The sequence below is a fragment of the Paraburkholderia sp. BL9I2N2 genome (assembly GCF_004339745.1).
In the GTDB taxonomy this organism is placed as follows: domain Bacteria; phylum Pseudomonadota; class Gammaproteobacteria; order Burkholderiales; family Burkholderiaceae; genus Paraburkholderia.
Window position 1 is genome coordinate 285,949 of sequence record NZ_SMGP01000002.1, and the last position, 23,384, is coordinate 309,332.

Consider the following 23,384-nt stretch of genomic DNA (forward strand, 5'->3'; position numbering starts at 1 on the left):
TCTCCCGACCGTCAACTGGTCGCCTGCCGCCTTCGGGCGGCACTCCAAGCGGCGCTTTTGCGCCCGACTTCCGAGAGACAGGAATTTGCATGTTCGGTTTTCTGCGCGGCTATTTTTCCAACGACCTGGCAATCGACCTCGGCACGTCGAACACCCTGATTTACATGCGCGGCAAGGGCATCGTTCTCGATGAACCCTCGGTGGTCTCGATTCGTCAGGAAGGCGGTCCGAACGGCAAGAAGATCATTCTGGCCGTCGGCAAGGAAGCAAAACAGATGCTCGGCAAGGTGCCGGGCAATATCGAGGCGATCCGCCCGATGAAGGACGGCGTGATCGCCGACTTCAACATCACCCAGCAGATGATCAAGCGCTTCATCCAGATGGCTCACGAGTCGCGTATGTTCGCGCCGTCGCCGCGCATCATCATCTGCGTGCCGTGCGGGTCCACTCAGGTGGAGCGGCGCGCGATCAAGGAGGCGGCGCATAGCGCGGGCGCCTCGCAGGTCTATCTGATCGAGGAGCCGATGGCCGCGGCCACCGGCGCGGGCTTGCCGGTCTCGGAAGCGACCGGCTCGATGGTGGTCGATATCGGCGGCGGCACCACGGAAGTGGGCGTGATCTCGCTTGGCGGCATCGTCTATAAAGGCTCCGTGCGCGTGGGCGGCGACAAGTTCGACGACGCGATCGTCAACTACATTCGCCGCAATTACGGCATGCTGATCGGCGAGCAAACGGCCGAAGCGATCAAGAAGGAAATTGGCTCCGCCTTTCCGGGCTCCGAGGTCAAGGAGATGGAAGTCAAGGGCCGCAATATGTCCGAAGGGATTCCGCGCAGCTTCACGGTGTCCAGCAACGAGATTCTCGAAGCGCTGACCGATCCGCTCAACCAGATCGTCTCGGCCGTGAAGATCGCGCTGGAACAGACGCCGCCGGAACTCGGCGCGGACATCGCCGAGCGCGGCATCATGCTGGCGGGCGGCGGTGCGCTGCTGCGCGATCTCGACCGGTTGCTCGCAGAGGAAACCGGCTTGCCGGTGTTCGTCGCCGAAGCGCCGCTGACCTGCGTGGTGCGCGGCTCGGGTATGGCGCTCGAACGGATCGACAAGTTCGGCGGGGCGTTCTCTTACGAGTGAGCCTGGCGCGCATCAGGACGCTCAGGCCGTTCAGGACACTCACGACACGAACGGCAGCTTGCTATCGCGCGCCGCGGCGAGCATCGACAGTGTGATCTTGCGCACTTCCAGCTTGCTCTGCGTGATATGCGCGCGCAGCAGAATGATGGCTTCGGTCAGGCGGTTGCGTTCGATCAGGTTGAGCATGGTGGCATGCTCGTCGTAAGTGGCGCTGGTGCGGTGCGGCTTCAGAAAATCGAGCCGCCGCACGATGCGGATGCGCTCGGTCACTTCGTTATGCACGCGCAGCATTTCCGCATTGCCGGTGGCGGCGACCAGTTGACGGTGAAAGTTTTCGTCAATGCCGAACATTTTCACCGGATCGCTCTCACGCAATTCCGGCGCGACGCACCAGATCGCTTTCAATTCCTCGACGGCCGCATGCGCGATATCGCCGCCCGCGCCGACCCGCTCCACCGCCGCGACTTCCAGCACGATGCGCAGATCGTAGAGCTGATCGAGCTGATCGAAGTTGATCGGCGACACTTTCCAGCCGCGCCGGAAACCCACTTCCAGATAGCCTTCGCGTTGCAGACGGAACAGACCGTCGCGCATCGGCGTGCGTGATACGCCGTAGTGTTGCGCAATGCCGTTCTCCGAAAAACGGTCGCCGGGAAACAGGCGAAAGCTGAAGATGTCGTTTTTGAGCTGCTGATAAACCTGCTCGGCGAGCGGGTTGGCCGCGGCCGGCGCGGCGGGCGTCTCCAGCAGATTGGTCGGGTCGTCGTTCATGATGCCAAGATCCCTTTTTCTTATTATCAGCGTTTCATGGCTTGGCGATGAAGCTCACGTGCGCGGGTTGCCCTGCTTCCACAAACCGCCGCAATGAGCGAATCGCACCTTCGGATACTTCGCGGCCATCTTCAGCACGGGCGGGTCGAAGTAGCCGAACGAAGTCGCGAAGATCAGCGTGGCGCCGTCCTGTTCGATCATCGCTTCCATCGTCTTCTGCGCGGCGATGGTCTCGGGCACGTTCTCTTCTTCCACCACCTTCACGTCCGGAATCTTCTTGATCACCGCGGCGGCTGGTCATGGTGTCCAATTCCCGATTGAAGGTTAAAGAGCGCGGGTTCGGGGATCGGTTGACGTGTTTCACTTCAGGCTGGCGAGATACGCGAGCCAGCCGCCGAACGGCGTGATGTCGAGCGCGCCGCTGTCGTCATCCACGGCCGACGGCTCGCAGATGAAACCCTTCACGCTGTGGCCGTCGGCGAGTTGCAACGTGCCGATGCCGAGCGGCGCGGGCACGTCGGCGACGAATTGGCCGAAGCTGCGCAGCGGCACTTCCCATAGTTCGATGGCGATCGGCTGGCCTTGCTGCTGCGTCGCGCGCACGAGACCGGGTTTCGGCGGCTGCGTGTTGGCGAGCGCGTAGAGCTTGTAGCCGGGCGCGGTGTGAGTCGCCTTCACGAAACGCGCGCCGGCTTCCTGGAGCTGCCAGTTCAACGGCTGGCCGCGCAGATGCGCGCCGACCACCGCGAGGGTGATGGTGGGCTCCTGGAACGGCAACGGCGGGATGAGCGTGGGCGTTGCTGCTGACGCCTCGGGGGCATTTGCGAACAAGGCCTGAATCCGTGCGCCGAGTTCGGCGAGACGGCGGTCCGCGCCACTCGGTGCGATCAGCGTGACGCCGGCCGGCAAACCGTCGCTGCGCCGCTGGCACGGCACCGCCAGCGCGCACAGATCGAGCAGGTTGACGAAGTTGGTGTAGTAGCCGAGCTGGCTGTTCAGTTCGACGGGATTGGCCTGCACGTTGGCGATCAGCGGATGCGTCGGCGTGGTGGGCACGATCAGGATATCGATCGTGCCGAAGAGCGCTTCGGCGTGCCGCTTGAGATCGGCCAGCGCGTACTGGCCATTGAAGGCATCGGCGGCGCTGAACTGCTCAGCCTTGCCGATCACTTTGGCCACGACCGCATCTATCGCTTCGTGATGGGTTTCAAAGAATGTGCCGAGCGCCGCGCGCCGTTCCGCGACCCACGGGCCATCGTAGAGCAACGCGGAAACGGCCTTGAGCGGTTCAAAGTCGATAGCTTGCGTCGGCAGATGGAGATGCGTCGTGAGCGTGTCGAGTGTGGTTGAAAACGCCCGGCCCGCGATGGCGTCGCCGTAAAACTCCAATCGCTCCGGCACACCGATGCGCGGCGCCGAGCGCAGCAGGCCAAGGCTCGGCACCTTGCGCGAATAGCCGTTGAGCGAATCGAAGCAGGCGATTTCGCGGAGCACGCGCCAGGCATCGTCGACGTCGTGGGCGAACACGGAGATCGTGTCGAGGCTTCGACACGCGGGCACCACACCGCGTTTGCTGACCAGTCCCAGCGAAGGTTTCAGACCGACCAGACCGTTGAATCCCGCCGGCACACGACCCGAACCCGCGGTGTCGGTGCCGAGCGAAAACGCTACGCAACCCGCCGCTACCGCGACCGCGGAGCCCGCACTCGAACCACCCGACACGCGCAGGGGCGACTCAGTGTGCCGCACGGCGCCATACGGCGAACGCGTGCCGACCAGGCCGGTGGCGAACTGATCGAGATTGGTCTTGCCGATCAGGATGGCGCCGGCGTCGATGAGCCGCTGCACGGCGAAGGCCGATGTGTCCGGCGTATAGGCGAAGGAGTCGCAAGCGGCCGTGGTCGGCAGGCCGGCGACGTCGATGTTGTCCTTGACCGCGAACGGCACGCCGAGCAGCGGCATCTGTTCGAATACAGCGCTGCCCTGCGCTTCGTATAACGCTTCGAGCGCTTTCGCGCGGGCCTGCACGTCGGCTGTAGGCACGCGCAGAATCCAGACTTCCGGGCGGTCGATGGCGTCGATCTGCGCCAGCGCCGAGGTCACGACTTCGGTCGGCGTGAGGCTGCCCGCGGCGTATGCCGCGAGTAGACCTTTGACCGTCATGGGTGAGGAAATGGGCACCTGTTTTTCCTTGAGTTCAATCTTGAATACAAGTTTGGAGTCAAATTAGCAGTAGCTATGCCAGTTGCTTATTTGATCGCGGAAAATCGGTTCAAAGCCAAGCCGGACGGCGCTTCACTACTTCAGTCACAGTGGCCGGGCCGCGCTTGAAACGACGCCGCGCCGCGCCGCCGATGGTGCAGCGCTCACCAACTCGGGGCTCACGCGCCCTGGATTCGCGCCGACGCGTGCATCGGGAACGCCGGCTGCGACGCGACGGCCATGATGAACGCACGCACCTTTTCGCGCGCCTCGGTTCGTGATCTTGCCGCTTACGCGTTTGACCGAAGCATTCGCGGCACGCGAGCGCAATGAACCCGACGACGCAACGCGGTTCGCCGCGCGGGTCGAATCGCCAGGCGCGCAGACATCGCGCGTATGCGTAGCGTTTGCGATGCGCGCTGGCCCACGTGCGATTCGCGGCTCACATCATCTAACAATTGGCGGTCTATACTCGCGGGCACCTTCCGGCGAACCTTCAGTAGCGGAGCTTCGATGAACAATCCAAATCCCGCCGGCACCCACGGCGGCATGGTCACCAGTCCTCATGCGTTAGCCAGCGAGGCCGGCCGCGATGTCTTGCGCGCGGGCGGCAATGCCATCGAAGCCGCCATCGCGATCGGAGCGGCGCTATGCGTGACGTACCCGCACTTCACGGGCCTTGGCGGCGACGCCTTCTGGGTGATCGGCGACCGGCAAGGCACGTTGCGCACGTTATCGGGCATCGGCCAGGCCGCGGCGCAACTGCCGGCGTTCAACGGTGCGATCCCGTTGCGCGGTCCCGCGTCCGCGATCACCACCGCCGCGACCGTCGATACATGGAATCAGGCTTACGAAATCAGCCAAAGCGTTTGGGGCGGCATGCAGTCGTGGTCGTCGCTGTTCGACCGAGCGCACGAGCTTGCCGCTGACGGCTTCCCCGTCACGCCGTCACAGCATTTCTGGCAAACCATGCGCGCCGACGAATTGCAGGCGTTGCCCGGTTTCGCGGCAACTTTCGCGCCGCATGGCCCTATTCCCGCGATCGACGAGCGCTTCGTGCAACCGGCGCTGGCGAAAAGCATCGAGCGCATTGCGCGTTTCGGCGCGCGCGAATTCTATGAAGGCGACCTCGCTGAACGAATTGCCGATGGTCTCCGGCAAGCCGGTTCGCCACTCACTGCCAGCGACCTCGCCCGCACGCATGCGCGCAACGAAGCGCCGCTGCGTGTCGCTTATCGCGGCGGCGAACTGGTGAGCCTGCAGCCGCCCACGCAAGGCGTGACGACCTTGCAGATCATGGGCACGCTGGAGCGCTTCGATCTTGGATCGATTCCGGAAGGCAGCGCCGATTACTATCACCTGCTGGTGGAAGCCGTTAAATGCGCGTTCGTGGATCGTGACCGCTTCGTCTGCGATCCCGAGTTCAACATCGTGCCGGTCGAAGAGATGCTCTCGCCCGCCACGCTCGACGCCCATGCCCGCTCGATTCATCAACGCAAAGCACGCGCATGGCCGCATGTGTTCCGTCCGGGCGATACGGTATTCATCGGTGCGACGGATCGCGAAGGCCGCAGCGTTAGCGTGCTGCAAACGGTTTACTTCGACTGGGGCAGCGGCGTGGTGGCGGGCGACACCGGTATTCTGTGGCACAACCGCGGAGCGTCGTTCAGCACGAACCCCGCGCATCACAACGCCGTGCAGCCGGGCAAGCGGCCTTTCCATACGCTCAACCCCGGCATGTACGTGAAGGACGGGCGTCCGCAACTGCTGTTCGGCACGCAAGGCGCGGACGGTCAGCCGCAAACGCTGGCCGCGATTCTCACGCGGCTGATCGACTACGGCATGGACCCGCTGAGCGCCCTCGCGCGCCCGCGTTTTCTGCTCGGCAAGACCTTCTCCGACACGCGCGATGCATTGAAACTCGAAGCGGACGCCGGCGCTGACGTCTTCGCTGCGCTCGCCGCACGCGGACATGAAGTGAGCGCGATCGATGCGCAAAGTCCGTTGGCGGGGCATCCCGGCGTGATTCGCATCGAGGCGGACGGGTCGGCGACGGGCGCGCACGATCCTCGCAGCGATGGCCGGGCGCTCGCTGTTTGACGCGATGGGCGGCAACGCGTCACTCTAACGTGAAGCGGTCCCGCGTCGTCACATAGTCGCTCGCGCCGAAACGGCCCACCGGGAAATAGTGTTGCAAGCGCACGCGCCACGTTTGCGTGTCGATCAACTCGTCCCGCGCGTGCAGCCGGTGCACGCGTCCGATGAAAATCTGCCGGCTCGTGGTCTCCAGCGTCTCCCATGTCGTGCACTCGAACGCGACCGGCGCTTCGGCGATGCGCGGCGGCTTGACATGCGAGCTCGGCACCGGTGTCAAGCCGACCTCGGCAAGCTCGCTCACATTCGGCGGCAACCGTTCTCCGCAGCGGTGCATTTTCCCGGCAATGGCTTCGTCCGCGAGATGCACCACGAACTCGCCGGTGCGCACGATATTTATCGCCGTGTCCTTCAGCGTGCCGTCGGCCACGCGGTTGACGCTGATCATTACGATCGGCGGCTCCTCGCCGAGCATATTGAACATCGAGAACGGCGCGGCGTTGATCGTGCCGTCCGCGCCGAGCGTGGTGACGAGTGCGATCGGACGCGGCACGATCAGGCTCGCCATCAACTTGTAACGTTGGTATTCGGTGATCGCTTCGAAGTCGATTTCCATGTCCGCCGCCTAGTTGGGAGTCGCTGATGCGGTGATGCCGAGCAACTGGCCGAGGCTTTTTTCGCCGCGCATCCGCGAGGTTTCGATGCGTTCTTCGAGGTCGCGCAGATGCGCCTCCATATGCGCGATCGCGCCCGCTGCATCGCGCGCCTCGATGCAATCGACGATTGCCGCATGCTCCGCGTGTTCGCACGGCGCATGCCCCGGCGGTTCATACACGCCGACGATCAGCGAGCAGCGCGAGACCAGTTCCTTCAGATAGTTTTGCAGAATCGAGTTGCGCGCCAGCGCGGCGATGCGCATATGAAAACCGCTGGCGAGCGTCGCCCACGAAGGCTGATCGAAGCGATGCATCGCTTCATGTTCGCTCGCGAGCTGTTGACGCAATGCCTTGATGTCTTTGGCGTTCGCGCGCTGCACGGCCAGCTCGACCAGCATCCGTTCGACGGAGCGTCGCGCCTCGAAGATCTCGCGCGTTTCCTCGGGCGTGGGTTCGGCGATCACTGCGCCCTTGTTCGGCCGCAACACGACGATGCCGTCATACGCGAGCTTTTCCAGCACGCGCCGAACCACCGCGCGGCCCACGCCGAACAACTGGCACAACTCGGGCTCCGGCAGCTTCGTGCCCGGCGTCAGACGATGATTCAGCACGCCGTCGAAAATCGACTGGTAGATGCGTGCGTCTTGATCCGCGTCGTCTTTCACGACTTTCTTTGCGGTGGCCACGCCGGCTTTCGGGCTCACGCAATGGCCGGGCGCACGATACCGTCCCGCTCCAGCACGTCCATATAATTCGCAATCGCGCCCGGCGTGGTGATCCACGCGTCGCCTCGGGCGCGTGCCGCGGCGATATGTTCGAGCGCGCGGCGCAGATGCCGCAAGCGATACGGCTGCCCGACCAGATACGGGTGCAGTGCGATACCCATCACGAGTGCCTGCGGCTGCGCGCCGCGATTGGCCTGTTCGAGCATCTCGTCGAACTGGTCGATGATCATATCGGCGAAGGCACGGCCATCCATATGGCGGCCCACCATCATCGGCAGATCGTTGAGTTCCTGCGGATATGGGATCGACCACAGCGGTGCACCGCGCGTGGCCATTCGCACGGGACGATCGTCGTGACACCAGTTCAGCGTATAGCGATAGCCGGTCTCGGCGAGCAGATCAGGCGTCAAGTGCGACTCCGAAATCCACGGCGAAAGCCAGCCGTGCGGCGCTGTGCCGGACACTTCCGCGATCCGTTCGCGGCAATGCCGAAGCAGCTCACGCTCGCTGGTTTCGTCGAGATCGCTCTGGCGATGCGCGTTCGTGTGGCCGTGGCCGATCAGTTCGTCGCCGCGCGCCGCGCAGGCCGCGATCAGCTCCGGGCAATGATCGTAGAGCGCGGTGTTGATGAGCGTGCCCGCGGGCAACTCAAGTTGATCGAACAGTTCGATGCAGCGCCACGCACCGACGCGATTGCCGTACTCCCGCCAGCTATGGTTCAGCACATCCGGCTGCGGCGAGACCGGACCGAGCGCGGCGCCGAGCCCTTCCCCAAAGGCAAAGTGCTCGATGTTGAAGCCCAGATAAACCGCGAGGCCGCTGCCGCCAGGCCAGCGGTACGCGTCGCTGTCGGTGATCGGGCGGTACGCGAAGCGGCCATGCGTGGCGAGCAATTGACGCGCGCGGTTCTCTGCAGCGGGCATGTTCCGTGTGTCGTTCATTTGAAGAAGCCGTGGGTGAGGAAAAGCGCCGGGCCGCGGCAGCGCATGAACCGGAATGGCCAGTTCATGCCCCGCGACGGACGCGGCACGCACCGTGATCGCGCAAAAAGAATCGTTGAAATCGCTAACGATCGACGCTGCGGATCGTTTGCAATATGTGAGCCAACTCGTAGACGTTAAGCACACCGGCGCGTCGGCAATTCGTCAACCTCGCGATGCGAACGATGGCACATGTCTTGCATTTGCTTGGCGTCGATCAGGCGCGGCATTGGTTTTCGTGCGCCTTGCTCTGCGTCGCTTCTTCGCCGCTTCTTCGCCGCTTTTTCGTCGTTCACGAGGACACCTCTTCATGATTCAGCCTGCTTCAACGGTGCTCGAAACCAAAGCCGCCGACATCGAACTGGTGCACGTGTCGAAGCAATATGGCGACTCGCTCGCCGTCGACGCGATCGATCTGCGCATCGCCGGCGGCCAGTACTGCTGCCTGCTCGGGCCGTCGGGATGCGGCAAGACCTCGACCTTGCGCATGATCGCCGGGCATGAATCGGTCACCGAAGGTGACATTCTGATTGCCGGCCGCAACGTCACGCGCGCCGAGCCCGCTGCTCGCGGCACGGCCATGGTGTTCCAGAACTACGCGCTGTTTCCGCATCTGAGCGCGCTCGACAACGTCGCGTTCAGCCTGAAGATGCGCGGCATCGCCAAAGACGTACGGCGCAAGCGCGCCGCTGAGTTGCTCGAACTGGTCGCCATGTCGGCGTATGGCGAACGCAAACCGGCGCAGCTATCCGGCGGCCAGCAGCAACGTGTCGCGCTCGCCCGCGCGCTGCTGAATCAGCCGGGCTGCCTGTTGCTCGACGAACCGCTCTCCGCGCTCGACCCGTTCCTGCGCGTGCAGATGCGTGCCGAACTCAAGCGCTGGCAGAAGGAACTCGGCATTACCTTCGTGCACGTCACGCATTCGCAGGAAGAAGCGATGGCGCTGGCCGATCTCGTCGTGGTGATGAGCCATGGCCGTATCGAGCAGAGCGGCACACCGCACGAAGTGTTCAATCGTCCGCGCACCGAATTCGTCGCGCGCTTTCTCGGCGGCCACAACGTCTTCAATACCAACGGCCGGTCGTTTACCGTGCGCGCCGATCATCTGCGCATCGTGCCGCATGGCATTACGCCGGTGCAGACCGCGAGCGGCGACAACGGCTTGACGCGCATCGGCGGTGTGCCTTGCACAGTGCGTGAAGCCGAATATCAGGGCACGCATCTACGCGTGACGCTCGATCCGCTCGACGGCTCGCCCGAACTGGTCTCGCTCGTGAGCGACGGCGATTACGACCCGGCGCGGCTCGGTCCCGACGCGCGTGTGGTGGTCTGGTGGGAGGAGCGGGACGCGCATCCGCTCGCAGCCTGAGTATTGAATTTCGCGCATCAGCCAGGCGATAAGCGACATCAACGAACGTCAAACGAACGTCAAACGAACGTCAACTGAGGAGAAAGCAATGAGTGAAGCGAACGAAAGCCCGGCAGCGGCCGCAACGGATGTGAAGGAAAAAGGCCTGTCGCGCCGCACGTTCATCAAAGGCGCGGTGGCGGCGGCCGGCATTGCCGGTTTTCCGTACGTGCACGCGCAGGAGAAAATCACGTTGCGCTACCTCGGCACGGCGGTCAACCAGAGCGCCGACATCGCGAAGAAATTCAAGGAAGACACCGGCATCGAGATTCAATACGTGCCGGTAACCACCGACGACGTCGCCAAACGCATCATCACCCAGCCGAACTCGTTCGACATCGTCGACACCGAATACTTTGCGCTCAAGAAGCTGATTCCGGCGGGCACGCTGGCCGGCATGGACGCAAAGCGCATCAAGCTCGCCGACAAGATCACGCCAGTGCTCACGCGCGGCGAAGTCAACGGCAAAAAGATCGGCGATCAAGGCACGGCGCCGAAGAAGGTCATGTTTCTCACCGGCCCGCGTTCCACGGAATTCTCCGCCACGCCGACCGAGTGGATGACGCTGATTCCCACGACATACAACGCGGATACGCTCGGCATCCGGCCCGACCTGATCAAACGGCCCGTCGACAGTTGGGCGGAGCTGCTCAATCCGCAGTTCAAGGGCAAGGCCGCACTGTTGAACATCCCCGCGATCGGCATCATGGACTCGGCCATGGCGATCGAGGCGATGGGTCACATGAAATACGGCGACAAAGGCAACATGACCAAGGCCGAGATCGACCAGACCATCAAGATCCTGATCGAAGCGAAGCGCGCCGGCCAGTTCCGCGCATTCTGGAAAGACTTCAACGAGAGCGTGAACCTGATGGCCTCGGGCGAAGTGGTGATCCAGTCGATGTGGTCGCCTGCCGTGACGAAAGTCCGCACCATGGGTGTCGCCTGTAAATTCCAGCCGCTCAAGGAAGGTTATCGCTCGTGGGCGTCGGGCTTCGGTTTCCCGCGCTCGTTGCAAGGCAAGAAGCTCGACGCCGCCTATCAGTTCGTCAACTGGTTCCAGGACGGCTGGGCGGGTGCGTACCTGATGCGTCAGGGCTACTACTCGGGCGTGCTGGAGACCGCGAAGACGCACATGCAGCCCTACGAGTGGGACTACTGGATCGAGGGCAAACCGGCCGCGCAGGACATCAAGGCGCCGGACGGCCAGTTGCTCGAAAAGACCGGCACCGTGCGTGACGGCGGTTCGTACAACCAGCGCATGGGCGCGATTGCCTGCTGGAACGCGGTGATGGACGAGAACATCTACATGGTCCAGAAGTGGAACGAGTTCATCGCAGCTTGATCGGCGCCGTGGTTCGATATGACAGCCGGCACGCGACACGCCGGCTGTCACCAGCTGTCCGAATCAACGCATAGTCATTCTTTAGAAACACGCCCATGGCAACGATCGACCTTCCCTCGCACGCGCAGGACGAGCCCGTCAAACACCGCCGAGCGCCGGCGTGGTTACAGGCGACGCCGCTCTCGCTGACCTTCCTGCTGTTTTTCATCGTGCCGCTGGTCATCACGCTGATCGTCAGTTTCTGGGACTTCAACGAATACCAGATTATCCCTGCGTTCACGTTGAAGAACTACGCGGCGATCTTCAACGGCTGCTCGTCGCTGACGGATGTCTGCGTCACCTTCAAGACGTACTGGTCGACACTCAGGTTCTGCGCGATCGTGTGGGCGGTGACCTTGCTGCTGGGGTTTTCGATCGCCTACTTCCTCGCCTTCCATGTGCGCACCACGAGCATGCAGACTGTGCTGTTCCTCGTCTGCACGATTCCGTTCTGGACTTCGAACGTGATCCGCATGATTTCGTGGATGCCGCTGCTCGGGCGCAACGGTCTCGTGAATCAGGCTCTGCTCGGCACGCACGTGATCGATCAGCCGCTGGAATGGCTGCTGTACTCGAACTTTTCGGTGGTGCTCGCTTTCGTTCACCTCTACACGTTCTTCATGATCGTGCCGATCTTCAACGCGATGATGCGTATCGACCGCTCGCTCCTCGAAGCCGCGCGCGATGCCGGCGCGAGCGGCTGGCAAGTGGTGCGCGACGTGGTCCTGCCGCTGTCGAAAACCGGCATCGTGATCGGTTCGATCTTCGTCATCACGATCGTGATGGGCGATTTCCTGACCGTCGGCGTGATGGGCGGCCAGCAGATCGCGTCGGTGGGCAAGATCATTCAGGTGCAAACCGGCTACCTGCAATTTCCCGCAGCAGCCGCCAACGCGATCATGCTGCTCGCCGTGGTGCTGATGATCGTGTGGGGTTTGACGCGGGTCGTCGACATTCGCAAGGAGCTGTGAAGATGCAGGCCATTCGCCCCAAACATCGGGAGCGCCGTCCGGCGAGTTTCTACTGGCTCGCGCTGCTGTTCGGCCTGTTCGTGCTGTTTCTCTACGGACCGGTGATCACCATTTTCATTCTGTCGTTTCAGGGCCCCGAGGGCGGCCTCACGTTTCCGATGCGCGGTGTGTCGCTGCACTGGTTCGCGATGCTGCGCGACGGTGTGGGCGATGTCGACATCTGGGGCGCGTTCGGGCGTTCCGTGCGGCTCGCGTTGGCGGTCACCGTGCTGACGGTGCTGTTTTCCGTCGCCGCGGGCCTCGCGTTTCGCCGAAAGTTTCGCGGCGATACAGCGGTGTTTTATGTCTCCGTGGCCAGTCTGATCATGCCGTCCATTATCGTTTCGCTCGGCATCGGCCTGACGTTCCGTCTGCTGGATAACGGCGTGAAGTACTTCGCCTCCGCGTGGGGCTATCAGTCTTTCGCCGACAGCTATACCACTTCGATGGGCCTCTTCACGTCCGCACTCGGCGCACATCTGACATGGACGCTGCCGTTCGGTTTGCTCGTCATGTTCGCGGTGTTCAACCGCTTCAATCCGGCTTACGAAGAAGCGTCGCGCGATCTGGGCGCAACGCCGTGGCAGAGTTTCCGGCACGTGGTGCTGCCTATCATCGGTCCGTCGGTGGTGGGCGTCGCCATGTTCGGCTTCACGCTCTCATGGGACGAGATTGCCCGCACCTCGCAGGCGATCGGAGATCAGAACACCTTGCCGCTGGAATTGCAGGGCCTCACCACGTCGGTGACTACACCGGTGATCTACGCGCTGGGCACCATGACGACGGTGTTATCGTTGACCGTGATGGGCGTGTGTCTGCTTGCCGTGCGATTGCTGGCGCGCAGGCGCGCAGTGGCAGGATTGAAATAAGCCGCGCGCCTTGCGGTGGCAAGCGCCCGGACCATTTCACTCCTGCTGCTAAGAATCGGCCAAATACTTGGTTGCTAGCACCCTGCCGCGTCCCTTACCGTTCTCTGATTGCGCCTCACGCGCACCCCGTTTCGGAGAACCCATGTCCGCAGTTCAATCAACGAATCCCGATCACAGCATCGCCGACGCCGCGCAACTTTTCGGCGACGACCCGCTGACGCGTCGCTTCGCGCCGGTTTTCGCGCGTATCGCCGAGGGCGCGGTCGAACGCGAGCAGCATCGCGAACTCGCTTATGCGCCCGTCGAGTGGCTGCGCGAAGCGGGCTACACCAAACTGCGCGTGCCGAGGCAGTACGGCGGTGAAGGCATCTCGCTCGCGCAGTTCTTCGCGCTGGTGACGCGCCTGGGCGAGGCGGATTCGAATCTGCCGCAAATCCTGCGCGTGCATGGTGGCTTTATCGAGTCGCTGCTGGAACAAGACGACGAATCGCTGCGCGACCGCTGGCTCACGCGGATTGCGCAAGGTCAGATCGTCGGTGGCGCGGTGTCCGAGCGCACCAGCGTCACCAACAACAGCGTGCGTCTCACGCAAACCAACGGCGCATGGCATCTGGATGGCGAGAAGTACTACACCACGGGCACGCTCTACGCGGACTGGGTGGACGTCACCGCGCACGACGGCCAGAGCGACGTGCGCGTGCTCGTCAAAGCCGACGCGCCGGGCCTCGAACGCATCGACGATTGGGATGGTTTCGGACAACGGCTCACGGGCAGCGGCACGGCGCGCTTCACACATGTGCCGGTTTCGCACGACAACCTCTACCGTCGCTATAACGCATCCGAGCCGCGTCGCAACAGCCTGCTCACGGCTTACTACCAGGCGCTGCATGTCGCGAATCTCGCGGGGATCAGCCGCGCGGCCTTGCGCGATGCGGTCGCGTTCACGCAAGCCAGGACCCGCACGTTCGGTGTGCCGGGCGAATCGAGTCCGCGTGACAATCCGCTCGTGCATCGCGTGGTCGGCCGCCTCGCGAGCCTGGCTTACTCGACGCAGAGCATCAGCGCGTCGCTTGCGCGCGCCATCGACGATGTCTCGGTCGCGCGGCATGAAGGCCGCACCAGCGAACAGACGTACATCAACCTGGACATCCAGACCTTCCAGGCGCAACAGATCGCCATCGAGCAGACGCTGCAAGCCGCGACGCTACTGTTCGAAGTGGGCGGGGCGTCGGCGACCAGCGAGGCGCGCCGCTTCGATCGCTACTGGCGCAATGCTCGCGTGCTGGCGTCGCACAATCCCGCGATCATTCGCGAGGCCGCGATCGGTGATTTTTACCTGAACGGCAAGGCGCATAGCGAGCGCTTCGGTGTGGCGCGGCAAGCGGCATCGGCGACGGAACTGGCAGCGGCACCGGCATAAAGACCATCATCGCGCGACCGGAACGCGGGTCGCCGGCTTCATGTGGCACAGTATCGTCAGACGCATGCGCTAAGCTTGCGCAACCGAACAGCCCTGACGAGCGACATGAAGAATCTGCCTGCCTACGAGCCGCCGGTCGACGAGAACCAGCTTCTGCTGAAATGGATCCGGCGCGCGCGCGAATCCCAGATGAGCCATTACGACATGGCCGACCTGCTGTCGGCGCGCGACCGCCAGGTCGGCTGGCTGGTGACCGCCCTCACCGCTTTCGTCGGCACGGCGGTGTTCGCATCGCTGAATTTGTCCGCGGTTTCGCCGGGACTCAGGATTTTCATCGGCTTCGTGAGCGTGACGGCCGCGGTCTCGGCCGCGCTGCAAACCTTCCTGCGCTACGCGGAGCGCGCCGAAAAGCATCGTGCGGCCGGCGCGCGCTATGGCGCGGTGCGCCGCAGGCTCGAAGCGATTTTCGCGGGCGATGCCGATGCGCGTGACGGCCACTACCTCACCGCGATCCGCGACGAGCTCGACCGGCTCGCCGAAGATTCGCCTAACGTGCCGCCGCGCGTTTTCTATCGCACGCAGCGGACGCTGTCCGCGGATCGGCAGCGCAACCGCGACAACTAATGCGTGAATTCAACGCGCCGCGGACACCAGCATCATCATCGGGCGTTCGCGTTCTTCCGCGGTTCACGGCTTTATTCGCCTGCGGTGAGGTCGCTGGCGTCGATCCCCAACTCCGCTGCCATGCGGCGGACTACCGCCTGCAGCCGGCTGACTTCATCCGCGAGACGCTTCTGTTCGGCCTTGACCGCTTCGAATGCGGACAGCGGCACCGAATCGTCTTCCTCACCCGGCTGCGCCAACTCGCTTGCGCTCACTTCACCGCACAGCAGATGCGTCCAGCGGTTCTCGCGCTCGCCCGGCACGCGGGCAAGTTTCACGACGCGTGGCGGGTCGTTGGCCGCGAGTTCGTCGAGAAACGCCTCGACCGACGAGATATCCGCGAAGCCATGCAGACGCGCGCTGTTCAGGCGCAATTCGGCCGCGGTTTGCGGACCGCGCAGCAGCAAGGTGGTGAGCAACGCCGCCGACTGGCTCGGCAGCCCCAACACGCGATTCATGTTGTGCTCGAAACGCGGCACTCGGCTGCTGCTGCCTTCCATCACGAGGCTGAGCCGTTTCAATCCGTCGACGGCGGTCAGCACCTCGGCTTCCGTGGCGTTCATCACCGGCGTGCGGCCGGTTTTCTGGTTGCAGCCTAAAGTCAGCGCGTTGAGCGAGAGCGGATAGCTGTCCGGCACCGTGTGCTGCTTTTCGACGAGCACGCCGAGCACGCGTCCTTCAAGCAAGGTCAACGCGCGGATCGAAGGACGGGAAAAAGCGTCGGGAGTGGAGTTCATAGATGATGTCGCGGCATGAGCCGCCGGGTCTCGTAAATGATGTGCTTTACCGCTGCACAGCCGGGCGGCGCTTTCTGGTTTGTGGGCACTATGATAAACGGCCCAGGCCGCGCAGGTGTATGAATCTCCGCTACGGCAAGGCGCGCGTGAGGCTCGTGTGGCATGGGTCGAGCGGGCGTTGTCTGTGGATGCTCTCGAGCGTGTCGCCACACCCGCTACAAGCGTGAAAGACGCGTTGATCGAGCGCGTTTGCTCGTTCCGTTACGACACGTCGGCGCTGCGCATGAACCGGCACGCGTAAGCGGAGCCGCCGGGCCCGTGCATTTTTTCGTTGTTGACGGCCTTCCGTATTAGAGATAATTTCCCTAATATGGAAAAAATACTCTCCGACGACAACGCCATCGACCGCCGCATCGCCCATCGGCTACGTGCGCTGCGCGCCGAACGCAACTGGTCGCTCGACGACCTCGCCAAACTCAGCGGCGTCAGCCGCGCGACGCTGTCACGCCTCGAAAACGCCGCCGTGAGCCCGACGGCGAGCGTGCTCGGCAAGCTCTGCGTCGCGTACGGCCTGCCGATGTCGCGCCTCATGCACATGGTCGAAGAAGACTTTGCGCCGCTCGTGCCGCGCGACGCCCAGCCGCTCTGGACCGACGCCAGCATCGGCTTCCGGCGGCGCTCCGTGTCGCCGCCCGCGCAGGCGCTAAGCGGCGAGGCGCTGGAATGCGAACTCGCCGCCGGCGTGCACATCACCTACGACGCGTCGCCGCGGCCCGGTCTCGAACATCATCTGATCCTGCTCGAAGGGCAGTTGCAGATCACTGTCGACGGCCAGAGCCACGATCTGCAACCGGGCGACTGCCTGCGCTATCAGTTGTTCGGGCCCAGCGCTTTCGTGACGCCCGCGCATAGCGCGGCCCGCTACATTCTCTTCATCGTGTGAGCCAGAGCATGAGCAAGACCACCATCACCCCATTCACCGCCGACGACCTCGTGCGCCGTCTTCCGGAACTCGGCGCACTGCTGCGCGCCTGTGTGCATGACGGCGCCAGCGTCGGCTTCGTCATGCCGTGTGGCGTCGACGAGAGTGAAGCGTTCTGGAACGGCAAAGTGCTGTCTTCGCTGCGCGCCGGCGGGCTGGTGCTGTTGGTCGCGCGTCAAGGGGAGACGATCGCGGGCACCGTCCAACTCGACTACGACACGATGCCGAATCAAAGACATCGCGCCGAGGTGCGCAAGCTGCTGGTCCATCCCGCGTTCCGCCGTCAGGGCATCGCGAGGGCGCTGATGACGGAACTCGAACGCCATGCGCATGGGTTGCAGCGCAGCCTGCTCACGCTCGACACCCGCACCGGCGACCACGCCGAGCCGCTTTATACCGGGCTGGGTTATCGGACGGCCGGCGTGATCCCGGGCTATGCGCGCGGCACGCACGGCCACGAGTACGATGCGACCACCATCATGTACAAGGCGCTATGACGAGCGTGCAGACTGGTCGCTATGGCTCAAGTCGTCCGTGAATACTTGAACGTGCCCTGCGCGCTGGCAATCAGCAGCTTGCCGTCCACCCAGGCCTCGCCGCGCGAGAAGAAAATCGAACGGCCCGCGCGCTCCAGAAAACCCTTCGCGGTGACCGATTCGCCGAGTCCCTTGTCGAGGTAATTGGTGGTCAGCGACAGCGTGAAAGCATGCCGTGCCGGTTCGCCGCTTGGCGCAAAGAGTCCGGCATAGCCCGCCGCCGCATCGAGCAGCGTCGCGATCGCGCCGCCTTGCAGCACGCCCTGCCGATTGAGCTTGCTCGCATCGATCGGCATCAGCAGTTCGGCGTAGCCATCGCGCCATTGCGTGAGACGAACGCCGAGCGATTCGAGAAACGGATTGTCGATGGGAAAGTCGGACATGGGCGTGCCTTTGTGTTCGAGATAAGAAATGCCGGGGCGCGCGTGGTGCGCGGGCAATGATGAACAGTCAGCATACCAGGGTTCACGACCGGCAATTGTCTGAGGCGGCACCAGACTGCGCCGGTTAACTGTTTTCGGCTTGCGCTCGCTACATCGCTCGATGACCCATTGATCGGCCACGCCCCTGCCCGCTTCACCGGCCCGATTGCCCGCTCTCAGGCACAATCGGTTTTTCGCCGCGCCTGCGGCCCGACGTCATTCGCCCGCATTCCATCCTGCCTCGATGAGTTCAGCCACTTCCACCGACGGCGCGCCGCACTGGCAGCGCAATCTCTATGTCTGCCTGTTCGGCTCGTTCACGACCATCGTCGCGATGACGTTGCTGCTGCCCTTCCTGCCGCTCTATGTGCAACAGCTCGGCGTCCATTCGGCCGCGGCCGCCGTGCAGTGGTCCGGCGTCGCGTTCGGCGCGACGTTCCTCGCCGCCGCGCTGGTGTCGCCGCTGTGGGGGCGCATGGCCGACCGCTACGGACGCAAGCTGATCCTGATTCGCGCGAGCCTCGGCATGGCCATCGTGATGTCCTTGCTCGGGCTCGCGCAGAATGTCTGGCAACTGGTGGGGCTGCGGTTTCTGGCGGGTCTCGTCGGCGGCTATGCATCCGGCGCGACCGTGATGATCGCCACGCAGACGCCGCGCTCGCGCACCGGCTGGGCGCTCGGCACGCTGGCTTCGGGCGTGATGGCGGGCAGTCTGGTCGGCCCGCTGGTGGGTGGCGCGCTGCCGCCGCTGATCGGTATCCGCAACACGTTTTTCATTGCCGGCGCGATGATCTTCTGCGCGTTCATCGCGACCACGCTGCTCGTCAAGGAGCAACCGGTCGAGCGCACGCGCGGCAAGGCGCACACACCGGACGCGGCGACCGGCTGGGCCAGCGTGCCCGACCTGCGGCCGGTACTGGCAATGCTGTTCACCTCCGGCTTGCTGATGTTCGCCAACATGTCGATCGAGCCGATCATCACCGTGTACGTCGCCCAACTGGTGCACGACGCAAGGCACGTCACGCTGGTGTCCGGCTTCGTGATGTCGGCGTCTGCGCTGGGCAGCGTGCTGGCAGCTTCGCGTGTGGGGCGTCTGGCCGACCGCATCGGCGCGCCCAAGGTGATCGTGACGTGTCTTGCCGTGTGCGCGGCCTTGCTGGTGCCGCAGGCGTTCGTCACGAGCGGCTGGCAACTGGTGGCGCTGCGCTTTCTGATGGGTTTGGCGCTGGCCGGCCTGCTGCCGTCGATCACGAGCGTGATCCGCCACAACGTGCCCGACCGCTCGGCCGGCTACATTCTCGGTTATGCGACTTCGGCGAATTACGCGGGCCAGGTGGCGGGTCCGCTCGCGGGCGGCTTTGCCGGCGCGCATTTCGGCATGCAGGCGGTGTTCCTAATCACCAGCGCGTTGATGCTCTGCGGGGCGCTGTTCAACGGCTGGGTGTTCAGAGGCTCGGGTGCCGGGTCTGGCTGACCAGGCAACGGATAGCGCGTCTCAAGCGAATCAACGACGCGAATCGAACGCGATGCGTACCGCGAGTCCGGCGAGCACGGTGCCCATCAGCCAGCGCTGCACCAGCAGCCACACCGGACGGCCGGCAAGAAACACGGCGATCGAACCCGCCATGCTTGCGATCAGCGCATTCACCGTCACGCTGATGACGATCTGCACGCAGCCAAGCGCAATGGACTGCGCAAGCACGCTGCCGTGCCCCGGCGAAATGAATTGCGGCAGCAGCGACAGATACATCACCGCGATCTTCGGATTCGCGAGATTGGTGACGAGGCCCATGGTGAACAGCTTGCGGCGGCTGTCGTGCGGCAGATCGCGGACCTGGAACGGCGAACGGCCACCCGGCTTGACCGCCTGCCACGCCAGATACAGCAGATAGAGCGCGCCGCCGAAGCGCAACGCGTCGTACGCGTACGGCACCGTCAACAGCAGCGCCGTGATGCCGAACGCGGCGCAGAACATGTAGAACACGTAGCCGAGCGCGACACCACCGAGCGAAACGAGGCCCGCGCGCCGCCCCTGGCAGAGCGATCGCGAGATCAGATAGATCATGTTCGGCCCCGGCGTGAGCACCATGCCGAGCGAGACCAGACCGAAGGCGAGCAGCGTTGGGAAAGCGGGCACGTCATTCTCCTTTGCAAATGAAGGTTGGGCGGTGCCGCCAAATATAGCCGATGCCGGCCATTTCGGCGCGACATACGGGCCCGAAAATTCGTAGCGACGCATGCCCCGCCTTCATCTCCACTCAAGCAGTTTCAGACCGCCGCTTGCGCAGTGCATAGCAGGAAAGACTTGCGGTGAAATTTTTTGAACGGTATTGTCGAGCCGTTCTGCAATGCAGCGCGGGAGAGATCGTCAGACGTTCGTGACGACGCCGACGGAGCAACCGCCCCGGAAACTCTCAGGCAAAAGGACCGCGCAGCAGGAACATCTGGAGAGCGGCGCACTGGACTACCCTGTGCGCCCACCGAAGGGGATTCCCCGCACACGGCTCGCATCGGGCCCGGCTGCCGCGGGGAAGAAACTCTCAGGTACATGGACAGATGGGGCATCGACGCCGGTTTCGACACGAAATCGACACCGGTGATGCTCAACTACTCTGGACCATGTCATGTCACGAATCGCCATTATCGGCGCCGGCATTACCGGCGTCACGACTGCTCACGCCCTCGCTCAGCGCGGCCACCACGTTACCGTCTTCGAGCGCCATCGCTATGCGGCGATGGAGACTTCGTTCGCCAACGGCGGCCAGTTATCCGCCAGCAATGCCGAAGTCTGGAACAGCGCGGCCACCGTCATGAAAGGCCTGCGCTGGATGCTCACGCGCGACGCCCCCTTGCTGCTCAACCCCACGCCCACCTGGCACAAGTACTCGTGGATGGGCGAATTCCTGCGCGAGATTCCACACTACCGGACGAACACGGTTGAAACCGTGCGGCTCGCGATTGCCGCGCGCGAACATCTGTTTTCGATCGCCGAGACCGAAGGCATCGACTTCGATCTGGAGCGGCGCGGCATTCTGCACATCTACAAGACCCGCAAGGAATTCGACGCCGCGAGCAAGGTGAACGAACTGCTGTGCGAAGGCGGGCTCGACCGCAATCCGGTGACGGCGAGCGAGCTGCATGGCATCGAGCCCACGCTTCACGGCGATTTTTACGGCGGCTTTTTCACACCGTCCGATTCGACCGGCGATATTCACAAGTTCACGCGCGGCCTCGCTCAGGCGTGCGTGCGGCACGGCGTCGAGTTTCATTACGACGCGCAGATCACGTCGATCGAGCAGCCCGCCGAGGGCCGCTTTACGCTGACGGTCGATCTCGAAGGCGAGTCGCAGCGGTTCGCGTTCGAGCGGATCGTCGTGTGCGCCGGCGTGAAGAGCCGCGATTTCGCGTCGATGCTGGGCGATCACGTGAACATCTACCCTGTCAAAGGCTATTCGATCACCGTCTGTCTCGAAGACGAACTCAGCCAGCAGCGCGCGCCGTGGGTGAGCCTGCTCGACGACAGCGCGAAGATCGTCACGAGCCGGCTCGGCGTGGATCGTTTTCGCGTGGCCGGCACGGCGGAGATCAACGGCTTCAACCGCGATATCCGTTCGGACCGGATCGCGCCGCTGGTGGACTGGACGCGGCGTTATTTCCCCGAGGTGTCGACCTCGCGCGTGATTCCGTGGGCGGGCTTGCGGCCGATGCTGCCGAGCATGTTGCCCAAGGTGGGCCGCGGCAAACGGCGCGGCGTGTTCTACAACACCGGGCATGGACATCTGGGCTGGACCTTGTCGGCCGCGACGGCGCAGGTGTTGGCGGGCGCGATTCAGTAGCGCTTGCTGACAGGGTTTTGCAGGCGGCGGTAGCGCGATGTCACCACTGCCGCCGCCGAATGCAAAATTCGCCACTTCTGCTAGTGTTCTCCCCATACGCATCAGTGCCGCGGAGAACTCCATGCCCTACACCCGTGCAGCGAACCACAAGGCAGGCAGCGCACGCCTGAGCGACGCGCAGATCGCCGCGGAGGCGACCCGGCGTCTCGCCTGGGACGCCGCGGTCCCCGAACACGCCGTGACAGTCCACGTCTCGCGCGGCCGCATCACGCTGCGCGGCGAACTGCAACGCGATCAGCAACGCACCGCGGCGCTCGAAGACGTGACACGCCTGTTCGGCGTAACGGGCGTGTCGGATCACACCGTCGTCAAGGCAAAGTGAAGGTCAGCCGGTCTGCGTTTGCCGCAGCAGCGTGCGGCAATGCCGCGCGATCTGCTTTTCCTCTTCGGTGTGAATCGCCCTCACCTTGCCCGCCGGATCGCTTTCCGTTAGCCCCATGAAAGCCAGCCCGTCGCACACGCGCCTGCGAATCTCTCCGCTGTGCTCGCCGATGCCGCCGGTAAACACCAGCAAATCGATTCCGCCCAGCAACGCCGCATAGCCGCCGATGGTCTTGCGCACGGCGGTCGCGAACGCATCGAGCGCGAGTGACGCATTGGCATCGCCCGCTGCTGCGCGTTTTTTCCAGAGCTTGCATATCGCTTTCGCCATCCGCGTAACCGGCGAGGCCGCTCTGGCGATTCAGCAGCGTCTCCAATGCGCCGGCATCGAGCTTCTCCACGCGCATCAGATACAGCAGCACGCCTGGGTCGAGATCGCCGCTGCGTGTGCCCATCGGCACGCCGCCGGTCGGCGTCAAACCCATCGACGTGTCGATCGATTGGCCGTCGCGCAACGCGCAGACGCTCGAACCGTTGCCGAGATGCGCGAACACGGCGCGCGCCGGCAAGTCCGCGCCGAGCCGCGTCACCAGCGATTCGTACGAGAGACCGTGAAAGCCGTAGCGCATCACACCGGCTTCCGCGTAGCGGCGCGGCAACGCAAGGTGTGCCGCGCGCGGCGGCAGCGTCGCGTGAAACGCGGTGTCGAAACAGGCGAAATGCGGCGCGTCGTCGAAAATCTTCTCGGCCTCGTCGATCAACGCAAGCGCGGGCGGAATATGCAGCGGCGCGAAGTGCACGGCATCATGCAATTGACGGCGCACGTCGGCGGTAATGCGCTGATGCTCGCGCAGATGGGGCCCGCCATGCACCACCCGATGCCCCACCGCCGAAGGCCGCGCATGGTGCTGCTCCGTGAGCACCTGCGCGAGCTTTTGCAACGCATCGACCTGCGATTCGAGCACGCGCTCCTGCTGCACCAGCACCTGGCCATCGGGCGCCTTGATCCGCAAACTGCCGTCGTCGCGCCCGATGCCTTCCGCACTGCCTTCCAGCAACAGGGATTCGTCATCGCCCGAGTGCCTGAACAGCCCGAACTTCAGCGACGACGAACCGCTGTTCAACACCAGAATCGTTCGATCGTCAGCGCTGTTTTCAGTGTGCATGGTCATGCC

At 63.8% G+C, this 23,384-nt stretch carries 23 protein-coding genes, 2 pseudogenes and 1 riboswitch; of the genes and pseudogenes, 14 read left to right on the forward strand and 11 right to left on the reverse strand.

Going from position 1 to position 23,384, the window contains the following annotated elements; all coding sequences use genetic code 11:
- Positions 1 to 89: 89 nt before the first annotated feature.
- On the forward strand, positions 90 to 1,133 hold the full coding sequence (locus tag B0G74_RS23240; protein WP_007177320.1) for a rod shape-determining protein: 1,044 nt from the start codon (positions 90 to 92) through the stop codon (positions 1,131 to 1,133).
- A gap of 39 nt (positions 1,134 to 1,172) precedes the next feature.
- Here the strand turns inward: B0G74_RS23240 and B0G74_RS23245 are convergent, their stop codons facing one another.
- The 3 genes and pseudogenes from B0G74_RS23245 to atzF form a co-directional block, all read right to left on the reverse strand.
- The gene (locus tag B0G74_RS23245) at positions 1,173 to 1,904 is read right to left on the reverse strand and encodes a GntR family transcriptional regulator (protein ID WP_132377225.1); all 732 of its coding nucleotides are present in this window, start codon (positions 1,902 to 1,904) and stop codon (positions 1,173 to 1,175) included.
- A gap of 63 nt (positions 1,905 to 1,967) precedes the next feature.
- A pseudogene (locus B0G74_RS23250) lies at positions 1,968 to 2,198 on the reverse strand (BMP family ABC transporter substrate-binding protein); the annotation flags it as partial.
- 66 nt (positions 2,199 to 2,264) lie between these two features.
- On the reverse strand, positions 2,265 to 4,067 hold the full coding sequence (gene atzF / locus B0G74_RS23255; RefSeq protein ID WP_132379308.1) for an allophanate hydrolase: 1,803 nt from the start codon (positions 4,065 to 4,067) through the stop codon (positions 2,265 to 2,267).
- Between the two features lie 552 nt (positions 4,068 to 4,619).
- On the opposite strand from atzF, the gene B0G74_RS23260 reads away from it, so the two are divergent.
- The gene (locus B0G74_RS23260) at positions 4,620 to 6,206 is read left to right on the forward strand and encodes a gamma-glutamyltransferase family protein (RefSeq protein WP_132377226.1); all 1,587 of its coding nucleotides are present in this window, start codon (positions 4,620 to 4,622) and stop codon (positions 6,204 to 6,206) included.
- Positions 6,207 to 6,225: 19 nt separating this feature from the next.
- On the opposite strand, the gene B0G74_RS23265 is transcribed toward B0G74_RS23260, so the two are convergent.
- From B0G74_RS23265 to B0G74_RS45855, 4 genes are all read right to left on the reverse strand, one after another.
- Entirely contained in the window at positions 6,226 to 6,816 is a 591-nt protein-coding gene (locus B0G74_RS23265) for a flavin reductase family protein (RefSeq protein WP_132377227.1), read from the reverse strand.
- Positions 6,817 to 6,825: 9 nt separating this feature from the next.
- Complete coding sequence (locus B0G74_RS23270) at positions 6,826 to 7,560, reverse strand: GntR family transcriptional regulator (protein WP_132377228.1); 735 nt, start codon at positions 7,558 to 7,560, stop codon at positions 6,826 to 6,828.
- Complete coding sequence (locus B0G74_RS23275; protein WP_132377229.1) at positions 7,557 to 8,522, reverse strand: polysaccharide deacetylase family protein; 966 nt, start codon at positions 8,520 to 8,522, stop codon at positions 7,557 to 7,559. The genes B0G74_RS23270 and B0G74_RS23275 overlap by 4 nt, the downstream gene beginning before the upstream one ends.
- A 176-nt stretch (positions 8,523 to 8,698) precedes the next feature.
- The gene (locus B0G74_RS45855) at positions 8,699 to 8,857 is read right to left on the reverse strand and encodes a hypothetical protein (protein WP_165923919.1); all 159 of its coding nucleotides are present in this window, start codon (positions 8,855 to 8,857) and stop codon (positions 8,699 to 8,701) included.
- Between the two features lie 14 nt (positions 8,858 to 8,871).
- Here B0G74_RS45855 and B0G74_RS23280 point away from each other — a divergent pair, with 14 nt between their 5' ends.
- From B0G74_RS23280 to B0G74_RS23305, 6 genes are all read left to right on the forward strand, one after another.
- A complete protein-coding gene (locus B0G74_RS23280) occupies positions 8,872 to 9,930 on the forward strand; it encodes an ABC transporter ATP-binding protein (RefSeq protein ID WP_132377230.1) in 1,059 nt (352 codons plus the stop codon).
- An 88-nt stretch (positions 9,931 to 10,018) separates the two neighbouring features.
- Positions 10,019 to 11,314 carry an extracellular solute-binding protein gene (locus B0G74_RS23285; RefSeq protein WP_132377231.1) on the forward strand — a complete coding sequence of 432 codons (1,296 nt, stop codon included), beginning with the start codon at positions 10,019 to 10,021 and terminating at the stop codon, positions 11,312 to 11,314.
- A 95-nt stretch (positions 11,315 to 11,409) separates the two neighbouring features.
- Positions 11,410 to 12,324, forward strand: a complete 915-nt coding sequence (locus B0G74_RS23290; RefSeq protein WP_132377232.1) for an ABC transporter permease — start codon at positions 11,410 to 11,412, stop codon at positions 12,322 to 12,324.
- 2 nt (positions 12,325 to 12,326) lie between these two features.
- A complete protein-coding gene (locus tag B0G74_RS23295; RefSeq protein ID WP_132377233.1) occupies positions 12,327 to 13,232 on the forward strand; it encodes an ABC transporter permease in 906 nt (301 codons plus the stop codon).
- 142 nt (positions 13,233 to 13,374) lie between these two features.
- Positions 13,375 to 14,652, forward strand: a complete 1,278-nt coding sequence (locus tag B0G74_RS23300; protein ID WP_132377234.1) for an acyl-CoA dehydrogenase family protein — start codon at positions 13,375 to 13,377, stop codon at positions 14,650 to 14,652.
- A 105-nt stretch (positions 14,653 to 14,757) separates the two neighbouring features.
- A complete protein-coding gene (locus tag B0G74_RS23305; RefSeq protein WP_132377235.1) occupies positions 14,758 to 15,276 on the forward strand; it encodes an SLATT domain-containing protein in 519 nt (172 codons plus the stop codon).
- 71 nt (positions 15,277 to 15,347) lie between these two features.
- Here the strand turns inward: B0G74_RS23305 and B0G74_RS23310 are convergent, their stop codons facing one another.
- Entirely contained in the window at positions 15,348 to 16,052 is a 705-nt protein-coding gene (locus B0G74_RS23310) for a YceH family protein (RefSeq protein WP_132377236.1), read from the reverse strand.
- A 178-nt stretch (positions 16,053 to 16,230) separates the two neighbouring features.
- Here B0G74_RS23310 and B0G74_RS47490 point away from each other — a divergent pair, with 178 nt between their 5' ends.
- The 3 genes from B0G74_RS47490 (at position 16,231) to B0G74_RS23325 (ending at position 17,531) form a co-directional block, all read left to right on the forward strand.
- Positions 16,231 to 16,353, forward strand: a complete 123-nt coding sequence (locus B0G74_RS47490) for a hypothetical protein (RefSeq protein WP_279388614.1) — start codon at positions 16,231 to 16,233, stop codon at positions 16,351 to 16,353.
- A 69-nt stretch (positions 16,354 to 16,422) separates the two neighbouring features.
- Positions 16,423 to 16,995 carry a helix-turn-helix domain-containing protein gene (locus B0G74_RS23320; protein WP_132377237.1) on the forward strand — a complete coding sequence of 191 codons (573 nt, stop codon included), beginning with the start codon at positions 16,423 to 16,425 and terminating at the stop codon, positions 16,993 to 16,995.
- An 8-nt stretch (positions 16,996 to 17,003) separates the two neighbouring features.
- Entirely contained in the window at positions 17,004 to 17,531 is a 528-nt protein-coding gene (locus B0G74_RS23325) for a GNAT family N-acetyltransferase (protein WP_132377238.1), read from the forward strand.
- Positions 17,532 to 17,557: 26 nt separating this feature from the next.
- On the opposite strand, the gene B0G74_RS23330 is transcribed toward B0G74_RS23325, so the two are convergent.
- A complete protein-coding gene (locus B0G74_RS23330) occupies positions 17,558 to 17,953 on the reverse strand; it encodes a PaaI family thioesterase (RefSeq protein ID WP_132377239.1) in 396 nt (131 codons plus the stop codon).
- Positions 17,954 to 18,236: 283 nt separating this feature from the next.
- Here B0G74_RS23330 and B0G74_RS23335 point away from each other — a divergent pair, with 283 nt between their 5' ends.
- Positions 18,237 to 19,466: an MFS transporter gene (locus B0G74_RS23335; RefSeq protein ID WP_132377240.1), complete on the forward strand. Its 1,230-nt coding sequence runs from the start codon at positions 18,237 to 18,239 to the stop codon at positions 19,464 to 19,466.
- 30 nt (positions 19,467 to 19,496) lie between these two features.
- Here B0G74_RS23335 and B0G74_RS23340 read toward each other — a convergent pair whose 3' ends face one another.
- Positions 19,497 to 20,129 carry a LysE family translocator gene (locus tag B0G74_RS23340; RefSeq protein WP_132377241.1) on the reverse strand — a complete coding sequence of 211 codons (633 nt, stop codon included), beginning with the start codon at positions 20,127 to 20,129 and terminating at the stop codon, positions 19,497 to 19,499.
- 209 nt (positions 20,130 to 20,338) lie between these two features.
- Positions 20,339 to 20,432, forward strand: a riboswitch (glycine riboswitch).
- A 184-nt stretch (positions 20,433 to 20,616) separates the two neighbouring features.
- Between B0G74_RS23340 and B0G74_RS23345 the strand changes: the two genes are divergently transcribed.
- On the forward strand, positions 20,617 to 21,828 hold the full coding sequence (locus B0G74_RS23345; protein ID WP_132377242.1) for a D-amino acid dehydrogenase: 1,212 nt from the start codon (positions 20,617 to 20,619) through the stop codon (positions 21,826 to 21,828).
- A 121-nt stretch (positions 21,829 to 21,949) separates the two neighbouring features.
- A complete protein-coding gene (locus B0G74_RS23350) occupies positions 21,950 to 22,210 on the forward strand; it encodes a BON domain-containing protein (RefSeq protein ID WP_132377243.1) in 261 nt (86 codons plus the stop codon).
- Positions 22,211 to 22,213: 3 nt separating this feature from the next.
- Here B0G74_RS23350 and B0G74_RS23355 read toward each other — a convergent pair.
- Positions 22,214 to 23,375: pseudogene (locus tag B0G74_RS23355) on the reverse strand (acetate/propionate family kinase).
- Positions 23,376 to 23,384 lie beyond the last annotated feature (9 nt).

Excerpts from the sequence above, each read along its gene's own strand:
- B0G74_RS23240 (WP_007177320.1), top strand. The coding sequence starts at position 90 with ATGTTCGGTTTTCTGCGCGGCTATTTTTCCAACGACCTGGCAATCGAC.
- B0G74_RS23245 (WP_132377225.1), bottom strand. The coding sequence starts at position 1,904 with ATGAACGACGACCCGACCAATCTGCTGGAGACGCCCGCCGCGCCGGCC.
- atzF (WP_132379308.1), bottom strand. The coding sequence starts at position 4,067 with ATGACGGTCAAAGGTCTACTCGCGGCATACGCCGCGGGCAGCCTCACG.
- B0G74_RS23260 (WP_132377226.1), top strand. The coding sequence starts at position 4,620 with ATGAACAATCCAAATCCCGCCGGCACCCACGGCGGCATGGTCACCAGT.
- B0G74_RS23265 (WP_132377227.1), bottom strand. The coding sequence starts at position 6,816 with ATGGAAATCGACTTCGAAGCGATCACCGAATACCAACGTTACAAGTTG.
- B0G74_RS23275 (WP_132377229.1), bottom strand. The coding sequence starts at position 8,522 with ATGAACGACACACGGAACATGCCCGCTGCAGAGAACCGCGCGCGTCAA.
- B0G74_RS23280 (WP_132377230.1), top strand. The coding sequence starts at position 8,872 with ATGATTCAGCCTGCTTCAACGGTGCTCGAAACCAAAGCCGCCGACATC.
- B0G74_RS23285 (WP_132377231.1), top strand. The coding sequence starts at position 10,019 with ATGAGTGAAGCGAACGAAAGCCCGGCAGCGGCCGCAACGGATGTGAAG.
- B0G74_RS23290 (WP_132377232.1), top strand. The coding sequence starts at position 11,410 with ATGGCAACGATCGACCTTCCCTCGCACGCGCAGGACGAGCCCGTCAAA.
- B0G74_RS23295 (WP_132377233.1), top strand. The coding sequence starts at position 12,327 with ATGCAGGCCATTCGCCCCAAACATCGGGAGCGCCGTCCGGCGAGTTTC.
- B0G74_RS23300 (WP_132377234.1), top strand. The coding sequence starts at position 13,375 with ATGTCCGCAGTTCAATCAACGAATCCCGATCACAGCATCGCCGACGCC.
- B0G74_RS23305 (WP_132377235.1), top strand. The coding sequence starts at position 14,758 with ATGAAGAATCTGCCTGCCTACGAGCCGCCGGTCGACGAGAACCAGCTT.
- B0G74_RS23310 (WP_132377236.1), bottom strand. The coding sequence starts at position 16,052 with ATGAACTCCACTCCCGACGCTTTTTCCCGTCCTTCGATCCGCGCGTTG.
- B0G74_RS23320 (WP_132377237.1), top strand. The coding sequence starts at position 16,423 with ATGGAAAAAATACTCTCCGACGACAACGCCATCGACCGCCGCATCGCC.
- B0G74_RS23325 (WP_132377238.1), top strand. The coding sequence starts at position 17,004 with ATGAGCAAGACCACCATCACCCCATTCACCGCCGACGACCTCGTGCGC.
- B0G74_RS23330 (WP_132377239.1), bottom strand. The coding sequence starts at position 17,953 with ATGTCCGACTTTCCCATCGACAATCCGTTTCTCGAATCGCTCGGCGTT.
- B0G74_RS23335 (WP_132377240.1), top strand. The coding sequence starts at position 18,237 with ATGAGTTCAGCCACTTCCACCGACGGCGCGCCGCACTGGCAGCGCAAT.
- B0G74_RS23345 (WP_132377242.1), top strand. The coding sequence starts at position 20,617 with ATGTCACGAATCGCCATTATCGGCGCCGGCATTACCGGCGTCACGACT.
- B0G74_RS23350 (WP_132377243.1), top strand. The coding sequence starts at position 21,950 with ATGCCCTACACCCGTGCAGCGAACCACAAGGCAGGCAGCGCACGCCTG.